Raw genomic sequence first — 24,595 nt, 5'->3', positions numbered from 1 at the left:
AACGTGATAAACCAACGAAACGCGCTACGCCTAATCTGATAGTCACACTCAGCTATCCCTACTCATTTTGCAGTACGTCGATCAAGTTTAATAATCGATTCGATAACCATGGCCATTGCCGTGACTGTGCCCATGCACGCGCTTGTGAAATCTGCGTCCGCTGTAAATCAGCATCATGCAATATAGTCTGCATTCCAGTTGCTAACTCGACTGGCGATGTTCCAGGCAATCGGTACACAGCATCTCCGACATCATCAAAAATAGTCAACGGTGTTACAGCTACGGCGACGCCAGAAGCGATTCCCATGCGTACCGCGGCGCTGGAAGACTCTTGCGTCTGCTGATATGGGTAAACAATTAAATCAGCAATCTGTAAATGTGCGGCGCATGCTTCATCTGCTAAAAAGTCTGTCAACATGGTGACATCGCGTCCGATACCTAATTGTGCAATTAATGCGCGACAGTGTTCCAGCTCTTGACTTGATTCAGATACTGGATACAAGGCATTTAACAGTAATAAATGTAGACTATCGTCTTGTTGGCGCAATTTTGCGAATGCCTGAATTAATTGTGGCAAACCTTTATGCGGCAATAAAAAGCCATAAGACGCGACTATTTTTTTGGAATCAGAGATACCCAAGCTTTGCCGAATAGCTGCGACATTACTGACAGGTGTTGGCAATAAGCCTTGTGGGAATAAGCAAACATTTTCAAGCAAACCAAAATCTTTCAGTCGATTTAAATCCGCCACGCCATGTACATATAATCGCGTCGCTTTTGACAAAGCGCTCGCAATGCTACCCAAAGAAAAAGTTTGATCTGGACGCACCAAATCCGCGGTAGCGTGAAAGAAGCAATGTACGTGAATTTGCCGTGCTTCTAATGCCTCAATGAATTTCGCTAATTCACTTAAAGTAAAGAAACCAAAATTGTATTGAATCACGACCACATCAATTTCAGCAGCAACGATATCAGCGAAGAGCTGGTCTAAATTGTGATCAAATCCCATACGCCAATTGCGCACTACATTTTCGCCATCTGGGGCGGTTCGCTCATCACATTGATCTGCATAGATCGTCAGGCGATCTGTCGGTATTTTATTCGACAAGAAAGCAGAGTATGCAGCGATACCGCAACGTTTATTCCAACTGCTGATCCAAGCAATTTTTGGCTCTGTACGCAGCAAGGGTTGTCGTTCAAGATCGGCAATCGCTTGTATGCTATTTCCTGCTGTCTTTGCCCACGTAAAATCGCGCAGAATTCTTTGTCGAGCTAGTTCTGTTTTTACCCGACGCTGAGATTCTGGAAGACTATAAACCTCACGCAATAACTGTGCTAGATGACTTGCTTTTGGATTCGCCCAAACCGAATGCATGGCACCTAAATGCGTCCGTGATTTCTCAAAATCAAAATCACACAACCAAGCCGATTGTTCATCACAAAAATCAATCTGGCCACCAAACGCGGTTGTAATCACAGGCAGATCAAACAGCATTGCCTCAGCAATCGGCAATCCAAAACCTTCACCACGGGTTGGCGCGACAAAGGCATCACAAGCTTGATACCAACCAGCTAATTCTTCATCAGAACAATCTCGATTAACCAGTATGACCGAAGGAAAATCGGGGTCGTTGGCACGCAAATTCTCTAGCTGTTGTTGTACGTCATTATGTGGATTTGGGAAGGTTTTGATAACCAAACTAACGTCATCATCTGCACGAAAGGCTTTTGCATAGGCTTGCAATAATACATCCACGCCTTTTCGCGGGAAACAAGACGATATATGTAGAAACGAGAATCGCTTCAACTGTTCTGTCGGTGCAATTGGCTGTACGCTGAGCAAATGATCAGCACCGCCACCGATAACCTTCACCGGAACCGTGACACCATTATCAATCAATGCTCTCTTGACGAATTCGGTATGGGCTAACACCACATCCAATTTACGATTAAAGCCTTGCGCGAATTCAATTGGATAGCCACTCTCTTCCCACCCGTAGCAATGAATTGCGCGTACACGTGCACGCATATCGTCAAGATAAGGCGGATAACAATAACGCAAGGCGACATCCGGCGATTCCACAGTGCTGTTAGCACGAACCACCATCTTAGCGATATCAGAATTTTGCTGCAAAAATTCTGGACTAATTTCTTTCGTTTGGCCCGCGTCCAAACTACGCATCCGCACTTGTTTTCCTTGCGCTTGCAAGGCACGAGCAAACGCACGATTGACAACTGCGAGGCTATAACTAGAATCAATTGGCCCCTCTACTTGCCAAACTTGTTTAGCATGATTGACAGCAGCAACACTAGGCGAATTGAGATTCAAATCCAAGTCAAGACGGTTCAAATAATCGAATAACGAGGCTCTCACATTCGCAACTTCAAAGCGCGCTAAATTACGTCGCTGTCCAGCAATAATACGACGCTTCAAAGCAGGTTCGGTCAATACCATGTGTACCATGGCCGCCATTGCGGTAGGATCGAATTCTTTCAGCAATAACCCACCTTCGCCCATCGTATCGGGAATACCACTTGCAGCATGGGCTAAAACGGGAACGTCAAACACCATTGATTCAATCAACGGCATACCAAAACCTTCGTGCTGACTCATACATACAAAGACATCTGCAGCTCGGTAATAAGCCAACAAATCGGCTTGCGCTACTTTGCCAGTCAAGACAACATTTTGCGTTAAACCAAGCTGGGTAATTCTTTCTTTGATCTGCGATTCGTAAGCTTCGCTTGTGGTCGCACCCGCGAGAATCAAGCGCACCGGCTGATTGTAGCTACGCTTCAACGCTGCCAACATATCTAGTAAAGCTAGTTGCTGCTTGTTTTCGCAAACCCTGCCGACGAACAACAAGTTAACTACGCCGCGTAATGAGTAAAGTAACTCAGCATTAAAATCACCTGAACGAACCTTATCAACATCAACTAACAAAGGGATCGTCTTTCGCTTTTTAAAATTGGCTTGTTCTAACTCTTGTGTATTGATCGCGGAATCACCAATTCCACCAATAAAATGCGGAGCCCATTGATGTAATTGCTGACGGCCAAACAAACTCAATCGGCGTAACGGGCCCTCGACCGGCAAGAACTCTTCAGGCGTAATATTGTGATACACCATCAACTTGGGTACCTGCAAGGCATCCAACCAAAAATGATTGTCATAGCCAAGGCTATGATGAACCATCAACAAATAATTGCTCTCTAAACCAAGTTGCGAGATGTGCTTTACCTGAGTTTGTAATTCAGGAGGAATGTGCTCACAAAAAATTTCAGAATTCAGTCCCAATCCACGCAAAATATTTTGCGTAAATAGCATTCCGTTGGTGACGCCATCTCCGGCAAGACATGCGGGATGAAATTGATGTATCGATTTAATTTGCATTTGTCTTCCACGCTATGACAGCAAAATCTTGTGGGCCGTATAACGCCGCATTCAATCGTTTCGCTAGTTCAGAATCTTCAACAAGTTTGAAATGATCGGGATAGGGATGCAGACGCAAAATCTCTGCCTTCGCAAAACCTCGTTGTTTTGCCATAAACTGCGCCACCGCGGGAACAATAGGATTTAAATGCGTAGGATCAAAATAGAAATTGCAAGCGCCGACACTCAAGTTCTCTGGATTCGGTGTCTCAAAAATAATCACGCCGTCTGGACGTAACGCACGTAAAGCGGCATCAAACAAACTTAGCAAAACCTTAAATGGTAAGTGCTCAATAATGTGGAATCCTGTGATCGCAGCTAGACTTGATTCAGGTTGTTGACGCAAGTAATGAATCGCATCAAGACACTGCGCGCTTAATCCTTGCTCCACACAAGCATCTACCATCGCAGAGTTCATATCAATTCCCACCGCCTGAATAGAATTTTTCCGCAACAACTTCAACCACTCTCCTCGACCACAACCAATATCAATGACGGTCGCCGTTGCATCATTACTAAACTGCAAAAGATACGGTAGATATACTTCTAAACGAGCAGAAATGTCCTCCGAGGTACCACGGAAATTGTCTTCAAACTCCAAGTAAAAACCGTCCAGTCCTGGAACGACAACTTCATTAGAATGCTCAGGAGGTCGCGGCAATTTCGCATCAGAAACTGGATGCGCAGAAATAGGCGCTGTCTGCGTACCGATTTGTCGAATTTCTCGAACAAGATTTGCAATACGATTGTCGCGCTCAATATTGCCACTGTTCACTTGCTGAGAAAATGATTCTAAACCTTGCACACGCGTTTGTAGTGACAAACTCTCTATGGCGGAGATTCGTGCATGTCGATTGCGCAATTGATTTTCGATCTGCAGTAACTGATCTTTCAACACACATTGGTTTTGATGAATTTGGTCTTGCAATCGTTGATTCTCGAGCCTTAACGAATCGAAATCTAAAGCGATTTTATGACGTATAGAATTTAGTCTGAATATTGAAGTTGCCCAAATCAGTACACTTCCGATAACTGGGATTAAACTAATTCGACGACGGATACTAATCCCTTTAGAAAACAACAATCGCACTCGATCTGAGAATGTTTCAGGAATCAAATCTGCAGTCTGCGCCGATTCACTGATCTGATTCTTATCTTCTTTTTCATCTACATCCGCAGATAAAATGTTCCCTTCATCAGTGATATGAGCATTCGATGCCCCTCGCGATTTAATTACATCAATTTTTTTAGACAATAGATCGACGTCTATCTCATTATTATTTGGTAGCAGCATATGGGTAGAAGGTGGCAATGATGGCAAACGATATTTGATGCCCTTTTTAGAATGGGCTAGAGTATAAACGCAATTGAGTGGTATGACCCGTTTTCCGCAGTTCCGAACCTGTATGAATTATGTAATTTTTCACAAATAGAATTATCAACAAAAACGCTGTGTCTGACATAAAACCAAGAAAATACGCTATGCTCTTCGCCCTATAAAGCGCTCTAAATCCCGACCAGATTTAATCAATTTCAAACTCAATATTCTTTTCATACAAAACGATGACAAAAATTATCTCAGCCAATCTCAACGGCATACGTTCGGCGGCTAAAAAAGGCTTTTTTGATTGGATGAAAAAGGAATCGCCTGACTTTCTTTGCGTACAAGAACTGAAAGCGCAGCAAGCGGATATGACGGCGGATTTTTTGCAGCCGCATGGCTACCATGGTCATTTTCATTACGCCGAAAAGAAGGGCTATTCAGGCGCAGGTGTTTACAGCAAAGGCAAACCCGATGCGGTTCATATTGGATTTGGTAGCGCAGAATTTGATGCAGAGGGCCGCTATGTCCGTTGTGATTTTGGCGATCTGTCTGTGATATCGGTGTATTGCCCGTCGGGTTCGTCGTCTCCAGAACGACAAGAAGCTAAATTTCGTTTCATGGATGAATTTGCACCACACCTACATCAACTGATTAATGAAGGCAGAGAGTTGGTGATATGTGGTGATTGGAATATCGCGCACAAAGAAATCGATTTGAAAAACTGGAAAAGTAATCAAAAAAATTCCGGCTTCCTGCCAGAAGAGCGAGCGTGGATGACGCAGTTATTCGAACAGATGGGTTGGGTTGATGTATATCGCCGCCTGCATCCGGAAACCACCGGTGAGGCCTACACTTGGTGGAGCAATCGAGGCCAAGCTTGGGCAAATAATGTCGGGTGGCGCATTGATTATCACGTCGCCACTCCTGGCATCGCCGCCAAGGCGAAGTCTGCTTCAATCTACAAAGAAGAGCGCTTTAGTGATCATGCGCCTTTGATTATCAATTACTGAAAATAAACCATCAGCACAAATTGTTTGAGGTGACTACAATCACAGCTTAACAATATTAATGGATATATGTTTGGTAATTGCTGCTCCCAGACTCTCTCGACTCCAAAACAAAAAAGCTTGGTGAACAAAAGTTCTCCAAGCTTTTTTGTTTAGAAACAGATGCGATCACTGCACGTCAGGTATACCTTTTACATTACTACGATATGGCGGCAAGTTTGCCAAACTGACACCTTTGGCACGCGCATATAAAGGCATGACTTCAGGAAAGTGCTTACGGATTTCTTTAATACGATCTTCACCAGCAGGGTGAGTGGATAACCACTTCGGTGGTGCTTTTTGATTCACCAAACCCATCTTTTGCCATAAGGTCACACCAGCGCGTGGATCAAATCCTGAACGTGCGGCTAAGTCCATCCCAACGATGTCGCCTTCTGTTTCGTCTTCACGAGAAAATTTAAGCATAGCCACATTACCAGCAGTACCAGCAATTCCTGCAACCATGTTGCCATCATAGCCTTTCGATTCAGCGAAAATTCCAAGCAGTTTTGCTGCACCACTCATTGCCATCGACTTGCCTGCTCGCTCTGCACCGTGCTCACGTAATGCGTGGGCAATTTCATGCCCCATAATCATCGCCACTTCATCATCTGTTAGCTTGAGTGTATCGAGAATGCCAGTGTAGAAAGCGATTTTTCCGCCAGGCATGCAATAGGCATTAATTTGTGTCGAGGCGATCAGATTGACTTCCCACTTCCATTCCTTCGCACGCGGATTCCACGGCAAAGCGAAGGGGATCATCTTCTTTGCGATTGCGCGTAAGCGTATCACTTGCGGATGATTATCCGGCGCTAGCTCACGCTTTTGCTGCGCGGTTTGCATGGTCTGCATATATTGTTGCGCAGCTTGCCCTTCTAGTGCACCGCTGGGAACAATCTTACGCATTATCGACATCTTGCCGACATTCACTCCCTCTTGCGGCGCATTATTCTGCGCCAACACGGGTAAGCCGTAAATCAAACCAGCGGCAAGTAACAAAGAAGTAGTTAAAGATTTCATAGCAAAATGATGATGTTTAAGTATTTTCATCATAACACTCTCCATTTTTTCTGACTGCAAAGTATTGTGAATTCAAATGTTCGCAATGCCAACAAGGTCTCAAGCACACAGGCGTATCAAGCAATTTATTTTGAAGCCGATGCCGCATCACTTACCTTGCTTGCATTACCTGCGTTGTTCGCGCTTTCCAATACTTGCTTAATCCAAGGCAGCATCAAATAAGCAGGGAACGCAAGTACAAACGTCAACAAAAAGTAGGAGGTATATCCCATCTCTTGCGCACCAACGCCACCTGCCCAACCCGCAATTGAACGTGAAAAAGCAAAAATGGATGACAAGATCGCATATTCTGTTGTGGCTTTCGATTTATCCACAATCGCCATCATAAACGCCAAAAATGCGCCAGTACCCAAACCCTGGGTCAGGGATTCGATGGCACTCGCACTATACATAATCGCCTGATGAGACAAGGCGATTTCGCTACCTTGCGCAACTTGCGGGATCGTCATCGCCGCGATGACATAGCCTAAATTAGAAAATGCTTGCGTCAATCCGAGCAACCACAAACCTTTGTAAATGCCAACGCGATCGGTATACCAGCCGCCAATCACACCACCTGCAATCGACAATGCCAAGCCCAAGTTAACCGAAATCATACCGATCTGCGTATTCGTAAAACCACTATCAACCCAGAATGGTTTAATCATAAAACCAATCGAGGAATCGGCTAACTTGAAAATAAGAATAAAACAGATAATCACAAACGCGTGCTTGCGATTTAACAGTGAAATCAATGCCCCGAAGACAGGACCATTTTGCAATGATTCCCAATGTGTCGCAGAGATGCGCTGAAATCCATAACGGAAAATAAATGCAGCCAATAAAATCAAGGCCACAGGAATCGATTTAAACCACCAAGTTTTTTTCAATACGGCGATGGATTCGATACTTAGCGCATTCATAATCGGCCATAACAAGGCAAGAATAAACATCGCAATCGACAGCATGAGTGCCGGGCTTTCAGTAAGAAAACCAAATTCCTGATTCGCACTAACTTGATTTAAATTCGGATTACGCGCATCTTCTTTCGGTGCTGCCAAACTTAGAATCGCCATCCCAACAAAAATCGCAGCTGACAACCAGTAAGTCGCATTCCATCCAGCATAATCCGAGAACCATAACAGAGCACCTGCGGTTAACATGCCGACGCGGTAAAAACCAATCCGAAATCCGTTGGCTAATCCATACTCGCGCTTATCGAGCCTTTCTATCGTATAGCCATCAATCGCAATATCATTGGTGGCTGACAACACCGTGAATACGCCGATCGCCACCCAAACACCAGAACCAAAGCCAGCGTTATAGGCGAAATACATCATCACCAAGCCCATGCCAATATCGACCGCTGCCATCCAATAACGATGCCGGCGCGTGTAGTCAATAACCGGTGCCCATAAAAACTTCAGTGACCACGCCAGTCCAAGCAAGCTGAGCAAACCAATCTTCGATAACTCAACCCCCTGCTGCCTAAAATACACGGGAAATAAATCGTAGAACAATCCCAAAGGAAAGCCTTCTGAAAAATACAAAAGACTTACCCAGAACAATTTGGAACGTAATAAATGCGATTTCGCAGCAGGTTCAATTTGATTCATTATGCAGACTTCTTGCGTAAACGGAAAACCGCAAGACTACCACGCAAATTCGGTAACCAGTGTATCTGTTTGCCTTCATGTAAGGCGACGCATTCCATCACTTCTAAGCCAACATCATCCGCTAAATCGGCAAAGTCATAGATCGTTGCACAGCGTACGTTTGGTGTGTCGTACCATTCAAATGGCAAGGATTTCGACACTGGCATTTTGCCGCGCAACAATGCGGTGCGATGAGGCCAGTATCCAAAGTTGGGGAATGAAACAATCGCTTCGTTGGCAACCCGTGCAATATCGCGCAGCAAAGGCTCAACATGCTTCATCATTTGCAAAGACGATAAACACAAAACAGTATCAAAAGCATGTTCTGCGAAAATGCTCAAGCCATTTTCCATATCTTGTTGAATCACATTGATACCACGCTTAGCGCATTCTAAGACTTTGTCATCAGCGATCTCAATTCCATAACCTGTGCATTGTTTATCGGTTTGCAGATATTCAAGCATGACGCCATCACCACAGCCGACATCCAACACGTGCGCTTGTGGTGCAATCCAATCGGCAATAAACGCGAGATCTGGTCGTAACAATTTCAATTCTTGAACGTTCATGCAAACTCCTGCGCAATGCGATTGTAATAAGCAGCAATAAAATTCAGGTAACGCGCATCATCTAACAAGAAAGCATCATGCCCATGAGGTGCATCAATTTCTGCATAGCTAACAGTACGTCGATTATCAACCAGAGCCTTCACGATTTCTCGACTACGCTCAGGTGAAAAGCGCCAATCGGTAGTGAACGACGCCAACAAAAATTGCGCCTTTGTCACGGCCAAAGCCTTACTCAAATCGCCGCCATGCTCGCGTGCAGGATCAAAATAATCGAGTGCTTTGGTGATCAACAAATACGTGTTCGCATCAAAATAATCTGAGAATTTATCCCCTTGATAGCGCAGATAAGATTCGATCTCGAACTCGACACCATAGCCAAATTGGTAGTCGCCTGTTTTTAATTCACGCCCAAACTTTTCAGCCATATCGTCGTTCGACAAGTAGGTGATATGACCGATCATACGAGCGACACGCAAGCCATTCTTGGGCACGACTTTGTGTGCATAAAAATCGCCACCGTGAAAATCGGGATCGGTCAGAATCGCCTGCCGTGCCACATCATTAAACGCAATATTTTGTGTTGAGAGTTTGGGCGTCGATGCAATCACAACGCAATGACGCAGCCGCTCAGGAAACAAAATACTCCAAGCCAAAGCCTGCATACCGCCAAGCGAGCCACCCATGACAGCAGCAAATTGGGTGATACCCATTTCATCCGCGACACGCGCTTGCGCACGCACCCAATCTTCTACCGTGACAACCGGAAAATCCGCGCCGTACTGCTTGCCAGTCGCGGGATTGATATGCATCGGACCAGTGGAACCAAAACAAGAACCTAAGTTATTGATCCCAATCACAAAAAATTTGTTTGTATCAAGTGGCTTGCCCGGCCCCACCATGTTGTCCCACCAACCAATATTTTTAGGTTGATCGGCATAATAACCAGCGACATGATGCGAGGCGTTTAAGGCATGACAGACCAACACCGCATTCGATCTATCGGCATTCAATGTGCCGTAAGTTTCCACCATCAAGGTGTAATCGGCGATACTCGCGCCGCTTTGCAAAGGCAAAGCTTCGGTGAAGCGATACGCTTGTGGCGTGACGATTCCAACGGATGACATAAGCTATTCCCTAGAGACCAAACTAGTCTCAACTTTAAAAAAATGTTTTAGGACTTACGCAAAATTGCGCTGACTAGGCAAGAAGCCGAAGACAGTACAATTGTACGGCGAGGCGAACAAAACGACGTCAGCGTCTGTTTTGCGTAAGTTCGAATTTAAAAAGGGGCTAAAAGAGGGGCTGAATGAAGGGAGGTACTGCGGCATTCAAGCTCGCTTTAGCCGTATTTATTTGTTTAAATATCTATTTAACTATTCAAACCGCGCCCGCAAGCTGATTTCAAATCGGCGCAATGTGCGAAGGATAACCAAGTTCGCGCCGCAGGTCAAATTGCCTGACCTGCAACGAAAAGGCTTACTGTGTACTTTTTTATGTGAAAGACCACATCATTTTCGGCAATATTTTCTGCCGTATCTCCTGCATTAAGCAGTCAAGTTTGAGGGACAAAATCGAACAACTTCATTAGCTGGCGCTTGCCTTTACTGGTAAGACTCAGCGCACGGCCTTCCAAATCGGCTTCGAACCACTGTTGCTGCATGGCGTATTGCAACAACAACGCGCCAAGTGCCCCACCCAAGTGAGGTTTGCGCTCGCTCCAATCCAAACAGGCGCAGGCCTTTTTACGACGCGATTTATCGATGTTCGACAAATCCCATCCAAATTCAGAAAATACGGCATGACCTTGCTCGCTGATTGCATACTTTGTGCTGTCAATTGCATCGATACGTAGCCAACCTTTGCGCAACATTGCATCATGCACGCCGACTGCAATTTCACCAGCTAAATGGTCGTAACAAGTGCGAGCCTGGCGCAATCGTTGCGGTGTGGTTGGCGCAAACTTTGGCGTGGGAATGGCAGCGATATGGAGCAGCGCTTCTATAGCCGCCGCCACTTGCTCACCAGCCAATTGATAATAGCGATGTTTACCTTGCGCAACGACTTGCACCAATTCCTGATCGCGCAACTTACTCAAATGCGTACTCGCAGTTGACGCAGTCACTTCCGCGATCGCTGCCAATTCTGTACTGGTTCGTGCGCGCCCATCCATCAAAGCACACAACATCCGCGCACGTGCCGGCTCGGCAATAGCAGCGGCAATTTCGGCAAGACGGGTATCGGCATAATGTACAGGCATAGTTTGATGGTAAGCGAATTGTTATTGCTAGACAAGTCCTATACTGGAACTCTTCAAGTCAGCAAAGATGTTCCCATGCCAACAATAGAAAACCCACTAACTCTCGCCAGTCATGCGAATCCGTATCCACATTATCGAGCGCTACGAGACCTTGCCGCATTAGGTTACGACCCTGAACTCAAACTTTGGATCGCTAGTAGCGCTGAAGTAGTGCAAGCGATACTAAGCTCAGAGGTCTTTGTGGTGCGACCACCTGCGGACAAAATTCCCTCGAATATCCGATCGGGAAATGCTGCTGAAGTTTTTGGGTACTTAGTTCGCATGAACGAAGGTGTCCAACATCACATCCCAAAACAGGTGTTACAAACTTCCTTGCGGAACATCAATTTCAGCCAGCATCAAAGCGCAGCGAAAGAATTATTCCAACGTCTTGCTGGTAATTTTCCATTGCAATCGAGTGCCCACATCAATGCATGGCAAATGGCGTTTCCTGTCAGCCTTGTGGCACATCTCTGTGGTTTCTCGGATGATGACTTGGCGCAAGTTGTCGATTGGACGCGTGACTTCGTTGCATGTTTGTCTCCGCTTAGCACAGATGAACAGATTCAAAATGCACATGCCGCTGCCCGTGAACTGCAAACATACTTTATGGAATTGTTACGGATGTCGACAGCTTCGCCGCTGAGTTTTTTAGCGCGCCTGCAGGCGGAAGCAGAGTCAAAAGGCTGGCACAACAGCGATGCTATTATTGCCAATCTGATCGGCCTGCTATCGCAAACTTATGAGGCCACAGCTGGTTTAATCGGTAATAGTATCGTCACTCTGCATACGCAGCCGCAACTTCGCGAGCAGCTTGTGGCCCAGCCGGAACGCATCACAGATTTCATCGCTGAAGTGGCGCGTTACGATCCACCAGTACAAAATACCCGCCGCTTTGTGACACAGGATATCGAAATAGCTGGTCAACTTTTACGGGCAGACGAAGCCGTTTTAATGCTTTTAGCTGCTGCCAATCGCGATCCACAGGCAAACCGAAATCCAGAGACTTTTCAACTACAAAGAAACGACAGATACAGCTTCACTTTCAGCCACGCCCGACATCAATGTCCAGGACAGGCATTAGCGCTTTCAATATCTGCACTCGCGCTGTCGCATGTGATTTCGCATAGCACAGCGGAACGATGGCAAGCATTGGAATGGCAGTACCGCCCTTCACTCAATGGGCGGATTCCTTTGTTTCACGAATCAAACACAACAGAAGGGAAATAATATGATCGCGGTTATTTTCGAGGTCTTACCACACGCTGAACACAAGCAGGCCTATTTCGATATCGCCGCCGACTTGAAACTACTGCTAGCCGATATAGACGGATTCATTTCGATAGAACGATTTCAAAGTCTTAGTGATCCTCAAAAAATTTTGTCGCTCTCTTTTTGGCGTGATGAAGACGCCGTGAAAAATTGGCGCAATGTCGAGTCGCATCGTGCAGCACAAAGTATCGGACGTGGCGCTATTTTCTCTGACTACCGTTTGCGGATCGCGGCAGTGATTCGCGATTACGGACTGACTGATCGAGACCAAGCACCAGCCGATAGTCGCACAGCCCATCAATGATGCAAAGTCACAAAACAACCATGAATTCAACCCAAGCTTATCTCGACCAGTATTATCTCAATCAAACACAATTCGCCCTGCGCTGCGAGCTTAGCCTACAAGACATCGAAGAACTGGTGGATGCCCAACTTATTCCGGCGCCATCGTACCAAATCAGCGACTCACGGCACTGTAAATCCGTAGTCTTTGGTGAACTGATCGATTCAGATTATGTCGAGGAATTGAAAGCAGGAATCTACTTTCATCCGGCGGCTGCAACGTGGACTAGGTATGCATTCACCACCTTACAACGTCATCCTAAAGACGAAGCAAGAGCGATTGTAAAACGACGTTTTGTCGAGGAGTTCGTGCGAGCTTTAACGATCAAAAACAGCAACACTTATCGCTTAGAAGATTGTTTTGATGCGGCTGGTGCAGCAATCGCGGCTGGCATAGCGCAAAGAGTCAACACCAATTGGCAGCACTTCTTGAATGGCATATTCAGCCTTTGCGTAGCGAAGCCAGATAGCATCGCCAATATCGTGCATAAAGAAATTTTACAGGAAAAATTGAGTGCCATCACCGACAACGGAAAGCGTGTTGATTACCAAAACGAAGATCTGTCAGCGCTGAAAAAACTCATCGATGACTATGCCAATAGCACCATGCCATTTTCACCTTTGGAATATCCTCGCAGTAGTCGTAAGCGCCTAGTGGAGGATTTGCGAAAGACCCTAAGTGTCCTCTAGGGAGGACACTGAGAATACGACTTACTTGCCAATACAAAAGCGCGAAAAAATTACGCCCAGCAAATCGTCCGAAGTGAACTCACCCGTGATGCTATTTAAACGATCTTGGGTTAAACGCAATTCTTCTGCGAACAAGTCAAGGGACTGATCATTCTGCGCAGCATACGCAGCGGCTTGTTCCAAATGTTCGTGTGCGTGTTTTAGTGCGATCAAGTGACGTTCGCGCGCTAAATACAGAGACTCGCCTGTCTGCTGCCAACCAGCGATCCGTAATAATTCCTGGCGCAACAAATCCATGCCCAAATGCTCTTGTGCTGACAAATACACTTGGGTTAAATCACCGACCGTATCAACACTGGCGTGATGCCCAGAAATGTCGATTTTAGTCCATACACAGATCACGGGCACGTCACTAGGAAAGCGCGCTGCAATGTCTTCATCAGCGCGGGTAGGTCCACGGCTGGCATCGAGCAAATGCAAAATCACATCAGCTTTTTGCACTTCGTTCCAAGTTCGTTCGATACCGATACGTTCGACCGCATCGATCTTATCGACAACTTCGCCAGACTCTGGTTCATCATAATCGTGGCGAATGCCAGCAGTATCGATGATGTTCAGTGGAATGCCTTCGATGTGGATCGTCTCTGTGACCTTATCGCGTGTCGTACCAGCAATCGGCGTCACAATCGCAATGTCATCACCTGCCAATGCATTCAATAAAGATGATTTACCAACATTTGGCTGCCCTGCCAGCACGACATTCAAACCTTCGCGCAACAAAGCACCCTGCGCTGCCTGTTCGAAAACCGCGCGTAGAGATTTTTGAATTTCACTCAGTTGACCACGTGCGTCGGATTTTTCTAAAAAGTCGATTTCTTCTTCAGGAAAATCCAATGTGGCTTCAACCAACATACGTAAGTGCACCACTTTTTCAACCAACTGATGGATCACTTTTGAAAACGCACCTGACATCGATTGCGATGCTGATTTGGCGGCAGCTTCTGTCGAGGCTTCAATCAAATCGGCGACCGCTTCGGCTTGCGCCAAATCGAGCTTATCGTTCATGAAAGCACGCTGCGTAAATTCACCGGGTTCAGCCAAACGCAAACCAACTTCTTTACCTGCCTCTAAGCAGCGACTCAGTAGCATCTGCATCACCACTGGTCCGCCATGTCCCTGCAATTCGAGAACTTCTTCACCAGTGTAAGAATGTGGTGCTTTAAACGAAATGGCCAAACCTTGATCGATCACCGTGCCATCCGCTTGTGTGAAATCAAGATAGGTCGCATGTCTTGGCTTCAAGACTGTACTACCAAATAAATTACTTAGGATCTCGCTGAGATCTTTACCAGAAATACGAACCACGCCAATACCACCACGACCGGGAGCGGTAGCGATTGCAACGATAGGCGTACTGTCATAAGAATGTGTCATGGGGAAATTCTATCCTTGCCAACAAGAAAGTTGTTGAAATTTTGCCGCCTTCTATGCTGAGGGATGTATCGTAAACACGACATGATCTGCAGCAAAAAAAGCGTTCGTTAATAACAAAAAAGCCCATACGTATGGGCTTTTTTGATGTGATCGATGAACTGCTTATCGATGTTCAGGTGGCACTATTTTATTATTAATAACCCACTGCTGACCAATAGACAAAATATTATTCACAACCCAATACAATACCAAACCAGATGGGAAGAACACGAACATCACTGAGAACAACAAAGGCATAAACAACATCATTTTTGCCTGAATTGGATCAGCAGGTGCTGGGCTCAACTTAGTCGTGATGTACATCGAAATCATGTACAAAATTGGCAGCACAAGATAAGGATCTGGCTTAGTCAAATCAGTAATCCAACCGATCCAAGGTGCGCCGCGCATTTCAACCGATGCCTGCAAGACCCAATACAAAGCCAAGAAAATCGGCATTTGGATCAAGATTGGTAAGCAACCGCCGAGCGGATTAATCTTCTCGGTTTTATACAACTCCATCATCGCCATATTCAACTTTTGCGGCTCGTTTTTGTACTTCTCTTTTAAAGCCGTCATCTTTGGCGTTACGACTTTCATTTTCGCCATACTGCGATATCCAGCCGCAGACAATGGGAACAAAGCCAACTTAATCGCAATCGTAAATACCACGATAGTCCAACCCCAGTTACCGAGGAATTTATGCATAAATTCCATAATCCAGAACATCGGTTGCGCGATCATCGCGAAGTACCAGTAGTCTTTAACCAAATCCAAACCTGGAGCAATTTTCTCTAACACTGCTGATTCTTGTGGACCCGAGTACAAACGAGAATCCATTGTGGCGGTGGCACCCGGCGCAACATTGCCCAAAGCGACAATGCTACCAACCGCATACAAGTTGGTGTCCACTTTTTTCGTGAATACTTCACGAGCCACTTTGTCTTGCGGAATAAATGCAGATACAAAGAAATGCTGAATCACAGAAACCCAACCGTCATTCGCTTTCGTCGACAAAACTTCTTTACCAGATTCGATTTTCTCGAAATCCAACTTACGGAATTTCTCTGCATCGGTGTATACAGCTGGTGCGTAGAATTCCACGTTGCCGGTGAACATACTTCCACCAGTTGGCTTGGTACCATCATGAATCAATTGCATGTACAAAGATGGTGCAATCGGTGCCGCAGAATTATTTGTCACAGCATGTTTGACGTCGATTAAATATTCACCTTTTTTGAAAGTGTAAGTTTTCGTCAGAGTCACACCGTTTTGTTCAGAAACCAAGACCAAGCTCAATTCCTTTGCATCGCCCAAAGTACGATTGCCTGGTTGCGCCACGAAACCGGATTTGTGATTCGGGAAATTACCACCAACTAAACCTGTCTGAGCTTTATAAATACGCGCTGGCACGACCACGTCTTTGGTGCCACTAAACAAGCCAAAGAAGCCTGTTTTTTCTTTACGAATCTGATCACCACGTTGATCGAATAAAACCACATTTTGGCTTGCATCAACGCTATCAGGATACTTCAACAATTCCAGACGCTTAATCTCACCACCAATCGTGTCGATATCCGCTTTTACGACGTCAGTGGTAATTGTGATGGTTTCACTTTTCACTTCAGTCGATGCTGCCGCTGCATTCGCAGGAGCTGCCGTAGTTGCTGCACTTGCGGCACTTGCGGAAGCCGCGCCCGCAACGGCAGAAGCACTCACTGTTTTCGCTTGTTGCGAAGGAGTCGCTGGAGAAAACATGGATTGTTTTCCGTTATGACGCATCCAGTTATCCCACAGGAGTAACAGAGACATCGAGAAAATAACCCAGAGGACGGTACGCTTTATATCCATTTTATCCACTTGTGTATGTGTTAAAGATCGAAAAAGTTAACTATGTTGACTGAGACTTGATGTGGAGGCATTTACTGATTTTTCATCCCCACTCACTACAGAATCTTGGCTCGACTTAGGTGGCACGAGATCAATTCCACCAGGATGCCAAGGATGACACTTGCAAACCCGCTTGCAAGCCATCAGCGAACCTTTAGCCGCGCCATATTCACGAATTGCATCCGCCGCATATTCTGAACAACTAGGATAAAAGCGACAATTTTGTCCGAGCATAGGACTAATCGCGAGCTTATATCCACGGAGTATCAGTAGCAGCAGCTTTTTCATGGTGCGCTCGACATCGTTAAATTAGGAGATGAATTGATCGGCTTCAAAGAAGCCTTTTGCGAGACAAACAGGCGCAAAACCTCAACCCGCAAATCACGCTTCAATTGTGCGTTGGTAGCAGGACCGGCTTTACTATTGACTGGCTTCGATAAACGCACAATGCAATCCACATTCGCTAGATTAGACTGTCGAAAAATCTCACGCGTCACACGCTTGATCATATTGCGCGTCGCTGCGCGCGGTGCAAAACGTTTTGCCGCGACGACACCAAGACGGGCATGCGGTAAATCGTTTGGGCGCGCATATAATACAAAATGCGCTGTTTTTTGCACAGGACGTAAACGAAAAGCGGATGAAAACTCATCCGCTTTAAGAATTCGTCGCTCCCGCGCAAAACTACCGCCGGACAACTGATATTGAGCTAGGTCAGGATTGGCAGTCAAATTAGTCACAATAATTTTTAAACCTATTGAATCAACTAATTGACGATGTATCCGACTAGTCGCTCGGTATTCAAGAAATTCAATTGTAGGGAGATAGTGCAAGGCGTTTCCCGCAGCAATACTTGAGTATTGCGAGGACAAACAACGCGGCAATATCCCCTAGAATTGGATTTATTGGATGCCGATTACGCTGCTAGGCGCTTACGGCCTTTAGCACGACGTGCGTTCAAAACTGCGCGGCCACCACGTGTTGCCATACGAGCGCGGAAACCGTGAGTGCGCTTACGACGAACTACGGAAGGTTGATAAGTACGTTTCATGTTGATCTCACTATTTGAGCAAAAAATAAATCGGAATTACGGGTAATAGTGCATGCGCCGTTGCCTTGATGTGGCCCTGTTATGGAAGAGCACCCAATAAACAATAGCAACACGCTATTCACACGATTACTGCCCCAAAACCGCTGCTCATGCTTAGTTTCATCTTGTGGTTTCGCCCTTATCATCAACAAACTATCAAGATAGCGTCAAGACAATAAAAGCACACATCTAACAAAACAGGGTAGGGAACCCGTAATTAGACACTATTTTTCAAGCGACTGTCAATCCATTTGACCGCTTTTATTCGTTTTCAAGGAGTATTAACGAAAAGAAATTTCAACTCGCCTGTGGATAACTCTGGCTGCGAAGAGTAGAATAGCGGGGTCTGAAGTATTGCCGTAGCACAGCGTCATCTGAACAAAATTTCAATTTTATTTTTTGCGTAAGCCACCACACACATTCGCTGAATTAACGGCGAATTTGCATAAATCAGGACAATTTGCTCCGCTATAATTAAGCGACGATTTGGACGATGCTAGTTGGCTCGAACAAAATAAAATAAGAACAGCAATGAATGCGAGCCAAGGCAACTACTCATTAAAAGTGGAAATCGCTCACCTGTAAGCGCGTTAGTAAGAAGATGCGGTATTTAGGTGTCGATTTTGAAAAGAACAAAAACTTAAGCATTAAGTAAACAGTAAAGCGATTCATGGAAAATTTCTGGCAAGCCTGCTCCTCACAACTTGAACAGGAACTCACGCCTCAACAATTTAGTGCTTGGATTAAGCCATTAACCGTGGTGGACTTTGAAGAAGGTCTGCTGCGTATTGGCGCACCTAATCGCTTTAAACTGGATTGGGTCAAAGCCCAATTCGCCAGTCGTATCGCTGAGTTCGCCGCGCAATTTTGGGATGATACGGTGAATGTCGAATTCATCATCGATCCGCGCGCAGGCAAAAAACCAATCTCAACCACAACGCCACCGGCGAACGCTGGTCAAGGTAATGGGGCTGATCACGGTCAACGTACATCACAAATTGGTAGTAATGATTTAGTCGCACCAGATCCAATCCCAGAAACAGCGCCACGTCGTGACAATTCACGGATTAATTTTGATCTGACTTTTGATAGCTTTGTCACTGGTAAAGCGAATCAATTGGCGCGCGCAGCGGCAATTCAGGTCGCGAATAATCCTGGCGTATCGTATAACCCGCTATTTTTATATGGTGGCGTTGGTTTAGGTAAGACGCATTTGATTCACGCAATTGGCAATCAAATTTTGCATGACAAACCCAATGCGCGGATTCGTTACATCCACGCAGAACAATATGTGCGTGACGTGGTGACGGCGTATCAGAAGAAAGGTTTCGACGATTTCAAACGTTATTACCATTCACTCGATTTATTGTTGATCGACGATATTCAATTCTTCGGCGGTAAGAGCCGTACGCAAGAAGAATTCTTCTATGCATTTGAAGCGCTGATCGCGGCCAAGAAACAAATCATTATCACTAGCGATACTTATCCGAAAGAAATTTCGGGTATGGATGACCGCTTGATTTCACGCTTTGATTCGGGTTTGACGGTGGCGATTGAACCGCCAGAATTAGAAATGCGCGTCGCGATTTTATTGAAGAAAGCCTATACCGAAGGCGTACAGTTTTCGGATGACGTTGCCTTCTTCGTCGCCAAACATTTGCGCTCCAATGTGCGTGAACTCGAAGGTGCGTTGCGCAAGATCTTGGCGTACTCGCGCTTTCACGGCAAAGACATCACGATTGATGTCGTCAAAGAAGCCTTGAAAGATTTGTTATCAGTACAAAACCGCCAAATCTCGGTTGAAAATATTCAGAAGACAGTCGCTGATTTTTTCAATATCAAAGTCGCAGACATGTATTCCAAACGTAGGCCAGCGAATATCGCGCGACCACGTCAGATTGCGATGTATTTGGCAAAAGAATTAACGCAAAAGAGTTTGCCGGAAATCGGCGAATTATTTGGTGGACGCGATCATACTACTGTGTTGCATGCAGTACGCAAGATCGCTGCAGATAGAGCGAAAAGTCCTGAGTGCAACCATGAGATTCATGTGTTGGAGCAGACTTTGAAGGGGTAATAGGCAACTTGAATGTTCCCTCTCCCGCAAGCGGGAGAGGGTTAGGGTGAGGGAAGTTCAGCAACAAGAAAGAGTATTAGTATAGTTGGCGTGAAGGATCAATATTTTTGACGCTAAATAATGCCATTATTAAATTCTGAAACACCCTCATCCCCGACCCTTCTCCCGCTTGCGGGAGAAGGGAGAGTAAACAAGAGTAAGTAGTAATTAGCAGCAAAACCCGGCGTAGGATTTACGTAAAATTGGCCACACAAATGATGGGCAGTTTTTCGCAAGTCCTCCCAATGTAGCAAAGTAGGCGATGTAGTGCTTACGCAAAATTGCGCTGGTTAGGCGCGGAGCCGAAGACAGTGCATTTGCACGGCGAGGCGAACGCAACAACACCAGCGTCTGTTTTTCGTAAGACCTATGATGAAGCATCCTTTAACATTGAATTAACAAGTGAGGATATAAAATGCAATTGGTCAAAACCCACAGGGATACCCTCTTACGGCCCCTGCAAATTGTGAGTGGTATTGTCGAGCGTCGGCACACTTTGCCGATTCTGGCCAATATTCTCATCCGCAAAGACGGCGAAAAAGTGTCCTTTTTATCGACCGACATCGAAGTCCAAATTACTACGCATGCAGAAATCGGTTCTGGTGGCGAAGTGACTGCGACGACGGTTGCAGCACGTAAATTACTCGACATCTTGCGCGCTCTGCCTGACGACAATGACGTCACCTTGAAGCTCGACAACAAGAAGATGACGGTGCAATCTGGCAAGTCACGTTTCTCTTTGCAGACTCTGGCAGCAGAAGAATTCCCAACTGTCGCCCAAGCAGAACATTTCAATGCCAGCGTCAGCTTGCCGCAAAAAGCTTTGAAGCATTTATTCAACATGGTGCATTTCTCCATGGCGCAGCAAGATATTCGTTACTACTTGAACGGCTTGTTATTAGTCGTTGATGGTAAAAACGTGATTGCGGTTGCAACCGACGGTCACCGTTTGGCGTATGCACAAGTTGAGGTCGAACAAGAATTCGCACGTCAAGAAGTCATCATTCCACGCAAAACAATTTTGGAATTGCAGCGTCTGTTAGAAGACAAAGACGAACCAGTGCAACTCGACATCGCCAACAACCAAGTCAAATTGACGTTTGCCGATATCGAATTGATTTCCAAATTGGTCGAAGGCAAATTCCCTGACTTCAATCGTGTTATCCCAAAAGGCTATAAAAACAATTTCACCTTAAGCCGTGAAAAACTGCTGCGCTCTTTGCAACGCGTCGCGATTATGACTTCGGACAAATTCAAAGGCGTGCGTTGTGTGATCGAACCAGGTTTGATGCGCATCTTGTCCACCAATGCGGATCAAGAAGAAGCGGTCGAAGAAATTGAAATCGATTACGGCGGCGATAGCGTCGATATCGGCTTTAACGTCACGTATTTGTTAGATGTCTTGAACAACCTCAAAGTCGATCAAATCAATGTCGCGTTGGGTGATTCCAATTCATCCGCCTTGATCACGATTCCTGAGAATGGTGATTTCAAATACGTTGTTATGCCGATGCGGATTTGATCAACAAATGTATTTTGCAAAGCAGTCGTAGGGCGAATGTTTTACGCCTTCCCCTTCAAGGAGAAGGTTGGAATGGGGATGGGTTTCAACCATTAATCTACTAAAAAGTGATTAACTAAAACCCATCCCCACCCTAGCCCTCCCCTTGAAAGGGAGGGAACAAAAAACGAAGAAAAGCACGAATGAAGCGCTGCTTAAGCAGTGTTTCAAAAAAATCGCAGCCAAAAGCTGCTTGTTAATTTCAGAAGGTAGCCATGTCAGAGAATACCCAAGACAACACACCAGCCGTTCCAGAACCAACAGGCGCAGCCGCATCTGCTAGTTATGGCGCGTCCTCGATTCAAATTCTCGAAGGTCTCGAAGCCGTGCGTAAGCGCCCCGGCATGTACATTGGCGATACCTCTGATGGCACCGGCTTGCATCACTTAGTTTTCGAAGTCTTGGATAACTCCATCGACGAATCTTTGGCAGGCCACTGTACCGAAATCAACGTCACGATTCATACAGACAATTCGATCTCCATCACCGATAACGGTCGCGGCATTCCAACTGGAATCAAGTGGGACGACAAGCACGAACCAAAACGTAGCGCGGCAGAGATCGTCATGACCGAACTGCATGCTGGTGGTAAGTTCGACCAAAACTCTTACAAAGTGTCTGGCGGTTTGCACGGCGTGGGTGTGTCTTGCGTGAACGCGCTGTCTAAATTATTGAAATTAACGATCCGTCGCGATGGCAAATTGCATACGATGGAATTTTCAAAAGGCGTCGTACAAAACCGCGAATTAGAAACTATTGACGGCGTACTCTGCTCACCAATCAAAGTCATCGGCGATACCGACAAACGCGGTACCGAAGTGCACTTCTGGGCAGATGAAGAAATCTTTACGCATGTTGAATTCCACTACGAAATTTTAGCGAAACGTATTCGTGAACTTTCCTTCTTGAATAACGGCGTACGCATTAAATTGAACGACCATCGCACCGGCAAAGAAGAATTGTTTGCATTTGAAGGTGGTACACGCGGTTTCGTTGAATACATCAACAAAAACAAATCCGTTTTGCACCCAACCATTTTCCAAGCCACGGGCGAGAAAATGTCGGACCAAGGCACCAACATTACTGTCGACGTTTCTATGCAATGGAACGACGCCTACAATGAACAAGTGCTGTGCTTTACCAATAATATTCCGCAACGCGACGGCGGTACGCACCTGACTGGTTTGCGCGCAGCGATGACACGCGTCATCAACAAATACATCGAAGAACACGAGTTCGCGAAAAAAGCCAAAGTCGAAGTCTCTGGCGACGATATGCGCGAAGGCTTAACTTGCGTCTTGTCTGTGAAAGTACCAGAACCAAAATTCAGTTCACAAACCAAAGACAAATTGGTCTCATCCGAAGTGCGCGGCCCAGTCGAAGAAATCGTCACCAAGACACTGACCGACTACCTGATGGAAAAGCCAAACGATGCCAAAATCATTTGCGGCAAAATCGTCGAGGCCGCACGTGCGCGTGAAGCAGCGCGTAAAGCGCGTGAACTCACCCGTCGTAAAGGCGTGATGGACGGTTTGGGCTTGTCTTCTAAATTGGCCGACTGCCAAGAAAAAGACCCAGCGCTGTGCGAACTCTACATCGTCGAGGGTGACTCTGCGGGTGGTTCAGCCAAACAAGGTCGTGATCGCAAATTCCAAGCGATTCTGCCTTTGCGCGGTAAAGTCTTGAACGTAGAAAAAGCACGCTTTGAAAAAATGCTGTCGAGCGAACAGATCACCACCTTGATCGCCACACTCGGCACCAGCATTGGCCCAGACGAATTCAATGTTGAAAAACTGCGCTACCACCGCATCATTATCATGACCGATGCGGACGTCGACGGTGCCCATATTCGTACGCTGTTGTTGACGCTGTTCTACCGTCAAATGCCATCCTTGGTTGAACGCGGCCACATCTACATCGCACAACCACCGCTGTATAAAGTCAAAGCAGGTCGCGACGAACGTTATCTGAAAGATGATGCCGAAGAAGCGATCTACATGACCACTGTGGCATTGAACGGCGCAGCACTCACCCCAAGCACAGGCGCAGAACCGATCGTCGGCGAAGCACTCGGCGAGTTGGTACGCCAATTCAACTTAGCCAACGCCATCATGACGCGCCTAACCCGCGTCATCGACCGCGCTGCCTTGACTGCGATTATGACTGGTGTGGTACTTAAATTAGACAATGCAGAACACGCAGAACAATCCGCACAAGAGCTCACCAAAGCCATGAACGACCCAGCGGTAAAAGCCGTCGTTCGCAGCGACGAACTCTCAGGCGCATTCAGCCTGCGCATAGAACGCATGTACCACGGCAACGTCAAAGTCAGCAGCATCGACGCCGATTTCGTCGACAGCAGCGATTACAAAGTATTAGAAAACGCCGCACAAACCTTCAAAGGCTTGTTAGGCGAAGGCGCCTTCATCCGCCGCGGCGAAGGCGAACGCACCAAAGAAATCGCAGTACAAGACTTCCACCAAGCCATGCTCTGGCTACGCGAAGAAGCCGAACGCGGCGTCACCAAACAGCGCTACAAAGGACTAGGCGAAATGAACCCAGACCAACTCTGGGAAACCACCATGGACCCAAAAGTACGCCGCTTACTCAAAGTACAAATCGAAGACGCAATTGCTGCGGATCAAATCTTTACGACCTTGATGGGCGACGATGTTGAGCCTCGTCGTGCGTTTATTGAGGGGAATGCTTTGCGGGCTGGGAATATTGACGTTTGATTTCCCGTTTCTTTCTTGTTGCTTGAAATTACTGCGCGGCATTC

At 46.2% G+C, this 24,595-nt stretch carries 19 protein-coding genes; 7 read left to right on the top strand and 12 right to left on the bottom strand.

Features of this window, described 5'->3' with window-relative positions; translation table 11 throughout:
* Positions 1–58 precede the first annotated feature (58 nt).
* Together IE103_RS08295 and IE103_RS08290 are read right to left on the bottom strand one after the other, a co-directional pair.
* Positions 59–3,394 carry a glycosyltransferase family 4 protein gene (locus IE103_RS08295; protein WP_189345631.1) on the bottom strand — a complete coding sequence of 1,112 codons (3,336 nt, stop codon included), beginning with the start codon at positions 3,392–3,394 and terminating at the stop codon, positions 59–61.
* Positions 3,384–4,754: a class I SAM-dependent methyltransferase gene (locus IE103_RS08290; protein ID WP_189345630.1), complete on the bottom strand. Its 1,371-nt coding sequence runs from the start codon at positions 4,752–4,754 to the stop codon at positions 3,384–3,386. Before IE103_RS08290 ends, IE103_RS08295 begins: the two co-directional genes overlap by 11 nt.
* Positions 4,755–4,996: 242 nt before the next feature.
* Between IE103_RS08290 and IE103_RS08285 the strand changes: the two genes are divergently transcribed.
* Positions 4,997–5,767 (top strand): exodeoxyribonuclease III, encoded by a 771-nt coding sequence (locus IE103_RS08285; protein ID WP_189345629.1) that lies wholly within the window; start codon positions 4,997–4,999, stop codon positions 5,765–5,767.
* 165 nt (positions 5,768–5,932) lie between these two features.
* Here the strand turns inward: IE103_RS08285 and IE103_RS08280 are convergent, their stop codons facing one another.
* From IE103_RS08280 to IE103_RS08260, 5 genes are all read right to left on the bottom strand, one after another.
* Entirely contained in the window at positions 5,933–6,856 is a 924-nt protein-coding gene (locus IE103_RS08280) for a M48 family metallopeptidase (RefSeq protein ID WP_229827172.1), read from the bottom strand.
* 92 nt (positions 6,857–6,948) lie between these two features.
* Entirely contained in the window at positions 6,949–8,478 is a 1,530-nt protein-coding gene (locus tag IE103_RS08275) for an MFS transporter (RefSeq protein ID WP_189345628.1), read from the bottom strand.
* Positions 8,478–9,086 (bottom strand): methionine biosynthesis protein MetW, encoded by a 609-nt coding sequence (gene metW / locus IE103_RS08270; RefSeq protein WP_189345627.1) that lies wholly within the window; start codon positions 9,084–9,086, stop codon positions 8,478–8,480. Before metW ends, IE103_RS08275 begins: the two co-directional genes overlap by 1 nt.
* Complete coding sequence (gene metX / locus IE103_RS08265; RefSeq protein ID WP_189345626.1) at positions 9,083–10,210, bottom strand: homoserine O-succinyltransferase MetX; 1,128 nt, start codon at positions 10,208–10,210, stop codon at positions 9,083–9,085. Before metX ends, metW begins: the two co-directional genes overlap by 4 nt.
* Positions 10,211–10,638: 428 nt before the next feature.
* Positions 10,639–11,343, bottom strand: coding sequence for an ArsR/SmtB family transcription factor (locus tag IE103_RS08260; protein WP_189345625.1), 705 nt, complete (start codon positions 11,341–11,343; stop codon positions 10,639–10,641).
* A 75-nt stretch (positions 11,344–11,418) separates the two neighbouring features.
* Here IE103_RS08260 and IE103_RS08255 point away from each other — a divergent pair, with 75 nt between their 5' ends.
* Genes IE103_RS08255 through IE103_RS08245 form a run of 3 tightly spaced genes read left to right on the top strand, consistent with a single transcriptional unit; the run spans position 11,419 to position 13,686 of the window.
* Positions 11,419–12,612, top strand: a complete 1,194-nt coding sequence (locus tag IE103_RS08255) for a cytochrome P450 (protein WP_189345624.1) — start codon at positions 11,419–11,421, stop codon at positions 12,610–12,612.
* A gap of 1 nt (position 12,613) precedes the next feature.
* Positions 12,614–12,958, top strand: coding sequence for an antibiotic biosynthesis monooxygenase family protein (locus IE103_RS08250; protein ID WP_189345623.1), 345 nt, complete (start codon positions 12,614–12,616; stop codon positions 12,956–12,958).
* A 20-nt stretch (positions 12,959–12,978) separates the two neighbouring features.
* On the top strand, positions 12,979–13,686 hold the full coding sequence (locus IE103_RS08245) for a DUF6058 family natural product biosynthesis protein (protein ID WP_189345622.1): 708 nt from the start codon (positions 12,979–12,981) through the stop codon (positions 13,684–13,686).
* A gap of 21 nt (positions 13,687–13,707) precedes the next feature.
* Here IE103_RS08245 and mnmE read toward each other — a convergent pair whose 3' ends face one another.
* The 5 genes from mnmE to rpmH all read right to left on the bottom strand — a co-directional run bounded on the left by mnmE (position 13,708) and on the right by rpmH (position 18,100).
* The gene (mnmE, locus tag IE103_RS08240) at positions 13,708–15,120 is read right to left on the bottom strand and encodes a tRNA uridine-5-carboxymethylaminomethyl(34) synthesis GTPase MnmE (protein ID WP_189345621.1); all 1,413 of its coding nucleotides are present in this window, start codon (positions 15,118–15,120) and stop codon (positions 13,708–13,710) included.
* Positions 15,121–15,282: 162 nt separating this feature from the next.
* Positions 15,283–17,010 carry a membrane protein insertase YidC gene (gene yidC, locus IE103_RS08235; RefSeq protein WP_189345620.1) on the bottom strand — a complete coding sequence of 576 codons (1,728 nt, stop codon included), beginning with the start codon at positions 17,008–17,010 and terminating at the stop codon, positions 15,283–15,285.
* Positions 17,011–17,046: 36 nt separating this feature from the next.
* Positions 17,047–17,337, bottom strand: a complete 291-nt coding sequence (gene yidD / locus IE103_RS08230) for a membrane protein insertion efficiency factor YidD (protein ID WP_189345619.1) — start codon at positions 17,335–17,337, stop codon at positions 17,047–17,049.
* Complete coding sequence (locus IE103_RS08225) at positions 17,334–17,882, bottom strand: ribonuclease P protein component (protein WP_308426977.1); 549 nt, start codon at positions 17,880–17,882, stop codon at positions 17,334–17,336. The genes yidD and IE103_RS08225 overlap by 4 nt, the downstream gene beginning before the upstream one ends.
* A gap of 83 nt (positions 17,883–17,965) precedes the next feature.
* A complete protein-coding gene (gene rpmH / locus IE103_RS08220; RefSeq protein ID WP_061535510.1) occupies positions 17,966–18,100 on the bottom strand; it encodes a 50S ribosomal protein L34 in 135 nt (44 codons plus the stop codon).
* 709 nt (positions 18,101–18,809) lie between these two features.
* On the opposite strand from rpmH, the gene dnaA reads away from it, so the two are divergent.
* From dnaA to gyrB, 3 genes are all read left to right on the top strand, one after another.
* Entirely contained in the window at positions 18,810–20,216 is a 1,407-nt protein-coding gene (dnaA, locus tag IE103_RS08215; RefSeq protein ID WP_189345618.1) for a chromosomal replication initiator protein DnaA, read from the top strand.
* A gap of 454 nt (positions 20,217–20,670) precedes the next feature.
* On the top strand, positions 20,671–21,777 hold the full coding sequence (dnaN, locus tag IE103_RS08210) for a DNA polymerase III subunit beta (protein ID WP_189345617.1): 1,107 nt from the start codon (positions 20,671–20,673) through the stop codon (positions 21,775–21,777).
* A gap of 254 nt (positions 21,778–22,031) precedes the next feature.
* Entirely contained in the window at positions 22,032–24,551 is a 2,520-nt protein-coding gene (gyrB, locus tag IE103_RS08205; RefSeq protein ID WP_189345616.1) for a DNA topoisomerase (ATP-hydrolyzing) subunit B, read from the top strand.
* Positions 24,552–24,595: the final 44 nt, after the last annotated feature.

Source organism: Affinundibacterium macrobrachii (assembly GCF_014652415.1).
Lineage (GTDB): Bacteria > Pseudomonadota > Gammaproteobacteria > Burkholderiales > Burkholderiaceae_D > Undibacterium > Undibacterium macrobrachii.
Note: the sequence above shows the minus strand (reverse complement) of the source record. Positions and strands in the feature narration are given on the sequence as shown.

Excerpts from the sequence above, each read along its gene's own strand:
- IE103_RS08275 (WP_189345628.1), bottom strand. The coding sequence starts at position 8,478 with ATGAATCAAATTGAACCTGCTGCGAAATCGCATTTATTACGTTCCAAA.
- IE103_RS08250 (WP_189345623.1), top strand. The coding sequence starts at position 12,614 with ATGATCGCGGTTATTTTCGAGGTCTTACCACACGCTGAACACAAGCAG.
- IE103_RS08255 (WP_189345624.1), top strand. The coding sequence starts at position 11,419 with ATGCCAACAATAGAAAACCCACTAACTCTCGCCAGTCATGCGAATCCG.
- IE103_RS08280 (WP_229827172.1), bottom strand. The coding sequence starts at position 6,856 with ATGATGAAAATACTTAAACATCATCATTTTGCTATGAAATCTTTAACT.
- IE103_RS08260 (WP_189345625.1), bottom strand. The coding sequence starts at position 11,343 with ATGCCTGTACATTATGCCGATACCCGTCTTGCCGAAATTGCCGCTGCT.
- dnaA (WP_189345618.1), top strand. The coding sequence starts at position 18,810 with ATGGAAAATTTCTGGCAAGCCTGCTCCTCACAACTTGAACAGGAACTC.
- gyrB (WP_189345616.1), top strand. The coding sequence starts at position 22,032 with ATGTCAGAGAATACCCAAGACAACACACCAGCCGTTCCAGAACCAACA.
- mnmE (WP_189345621.1), bottom strand. The coding sequence starts at position 15,120 with ATGACACATTCTTATGACAGTACGCCTATCGTTGCAATCGCTACCGCT.
- dnaN (WP_189345617.1), top strand. The coding sequence starts at position 20,671 with ATGCAATTGGTCAAAACCCACAGGGATACCCTCTTACGGCCCCTGCAA.
- IE103_RS08295 (WP_189345631.1), bottom strand. The coding sequence starts at position 3,394 with ATGCAAATTAAATCGATACATCAATTTCATCCCGCATGTCTTGCCGGA.
- yidC (WP_189345620.1), bottom strand. The coding sequence starts at position 17,010 with ATGGATATAAAGCGTACCGTCCTCTGGGTTATTTTCTCGATGTCTCTG.
- metW (WP_189345627.1), bottom strand. The coding sequence starts at position 9,086 with ATGAACGTTCAAGAATTGAAATTGTTACGACCAGATCTCGCGTTTATT.
- yidD (WP_189345619.1), bottom strand. The coding sequence starts at position 17,337 with ATGAAAAAGCTGCTGCTACTGATACTCCGTGGATATAAGCTCGCGATT.
- IE103_RS08245 (WP_189345622.1), top strand. The coding sequence starts at position 12,979 with ATGAATTCAACCCAAGCTTATCTCGACCAGTATTATCTCAATCAAACA.
- IE103_RS08285 (WP_189345629.1), top strand. The coding sequence starts at position 4,997 with ATGACAAAAATTATCTCAGCCAATCTCAACGGCATACGTTCGGCGGCT.
- metX (WP_189345626.1), bottom strand. The coding sequence starts at position 10,210 with ATGTCATCCGTTGGAATCGTCACGCCACAAGCGTATCGCTTCACCGAA.
- rpmH (WP_061535510.1), bottom strand. The coding sequence starts at position 18,100 with ATGAAACGTACTTATCAACCTTCCGTAGTTCGTCGTAAGCGCACTCAC.